We start from the raw sequence: 1,993 nt of genomic DNA on the forward strand, positions 1-1,993 counted from the left end.
CCAGTTGGCGTCCGCCTCGAAGTTGGGGGGGCTCTCGATCCCGCCCGGATGGTCCGCGGCCGCGGGAGAGATCAGCCGCGCCGCGCCGGTGCTGCCCCAGACCACCGTCGCCAGCCCGGCCATGGCGCAGGCCTCGGCCCTGCCCAACAGTCCGTTCACCCAGGCGCTGATGGGCTCCCTGAGCGGGCGTGGCATGGGCAGCTTCATCGGCAAGGTGCCGGCGAAGATCCTGCCCCGCTCACCGGCCGGGGGCTGACCGGTAGGCGCCCGACCGTGAGGGGCCCGAGCGTCAGGGGCCCGAGCGTCACGCCAGCGTGGCGCTCGCCGCCCGGTGCCACGCTGGCGTGACGCTCGGGCGCGGGGTGCCGCGCTCGCCGCCCGGTGCCACGCTGGCGTGACGCTCGGCCGCGGGGTGCCGCGCTCGCCGCGCGGCGTGACGCTCGGGCGCGGGGTGCCGCGCTCGCCGCCCGGTGCCACGCTCGCGTGACTCTCGGCATTCGCGCAAGTCGGGCGACTCGCGCGAACGTCAGGCTCCCGCCCGGACCTGGCGGGCCGCAGCCACCATGTTGCGCAGCGACGCGGTCGCCTCGTCGGCCGAACGCGTCTTCAGCCCGCAGTCGGGGTTGACCCAGAGTCGCTGTGCGGGAAGCGCTTTCAGCGCGGCCCGCAGCGATTCGGCCATCTCACCGGTGCTGGGCACCCGCGGTGAGTGGATGTCGTAGACGCCGGGCCCCACACTGTTGGCGAAACCGACCGCGTTGAGGTCGTCGAGCACCTCCATGTGTGAGCGTGCCGCCTCGATGGATGTGACGTCGGCGTCCAGATCCGAGATCGCCCCGATCACCTCGCCGAACTCCGAGTAGCACAGGTGGGTGTGGATCTGCGTCGAGTCGGCGACACCGGAGGTGGCCACGCGGAAAGACCCGATGGCCCAACGCAAGTACTCGTCCTGGTCTGCGCGCCGCAGCGGCAGCAGTTCCCGCAGCGCGGGCTCGTCGACCTGGATGATCGAGATGCCGGCGGCTTCCAGGTCGACCGTTTCGTCGCGGATGGCCAGCGCCACCTGGTTGGCCGTCTCGGCCAGCGGCTGGTCGTCACGGACGAACGACCACGCCAGGATCGTGACCGGGCCGGTCAGCATGCCCTTGACCGGTTTGTCGGTCAGCGACTGCGCGTAGGTGATCCACTCGACCGTCATCGCCCGGGGCCGGGACACGTCGCCGTAGAGGATCGGCGGACGCACGCACCGGCTCCCATAGGACTGCACCCACCCGTTCTGGGTGGCCGCAAATCCCGACAGCTGCTCGGCGAAGTACTGGACCATGTCGTTGCGTTCCGGCTCGCCGTGCACGAGCACGTCGAGCCCGAGTTGTTCCTGCAGCGCGATGACATCGGAAATCTCCCGCTTCATCCGGGCGACGTATTCCTCCTCGGTGATCTCCCCAGAGCGAAAAGCCGCGCGCGCCTTGCGGATCGCGGAGGTTTGCGGGTAGGAGCCGATGGTCGTGGTGGGCAGCGGCGGCAGGTTCAGCCGTGCCTCCTGCGCGGCGCGGCGCTGCGCCGGAGCGCCACGGTGCACACCGGAGGCCAGGACTGCGGCAAGGCGGGCCCGCATCTCATCGTTGTGCAGCCGCGGATCCGCGCGGCGGGAGGCGGCGGCGGCATCAGACGCCGCGATCTCGTCGGCGACCGCGTCGCGCCCGTCGCGCAGCGCGCGCGCCAGGGCCACCACCTCGGCGACCTTCTCCTGCCCGAACGCCAGCCAGCCGCGCAGCTTTTCGTCCAGGCCGGTCTCCGGCTCGAGCGAGTATGGGACGTGCATCGTGGAACACGACGTCGAAACCGCCACCGCGGCCGCCGAACCCCGCAGCGTGGTGAGCTTGGTCAGCGCCGCCTCCAGGTCGGTGCGCCAGACGTTGCGCCCGTCGACGACTCCGGCCACCAGGATCTTGCCGGCCAGCTCGGGAACCGAGGCCACGGCGGTGCCGTTGCC

2 protein-coding genes are annotated in these 1,993 nt (G+C 71.8%); one reads left to right on the top strand and one right to left on the bottom strand.

From position 1 onward, the window contains the following. The coding region (locus AC2VOK_RS16185) for a PPE family protein, SVP subgroup (RefSeq protein WP_428901392.1) at nt 1-256 on the top strand (256 nt) is incomplete at its 5' end. 270 nt (nt 257-526) lie between these two features. On the opposite strand, the gene metE is transcribed toward AC2VOK_RS16185, so the two are convergent. Beyond that, the coding region (metE, locus tag AC2VOK_RS16190) for a 5-methyltetrahydropteroyltriglutamate--homocysteine S-methyltransferase (protein ID WP_428901393.1) at nt 527-1,993 on the bottom strand (1,467 nt) is incomplete at its 5' end.

This window comes from Mycobacterium sp. TH-M116, assembly GCF_057473685.1.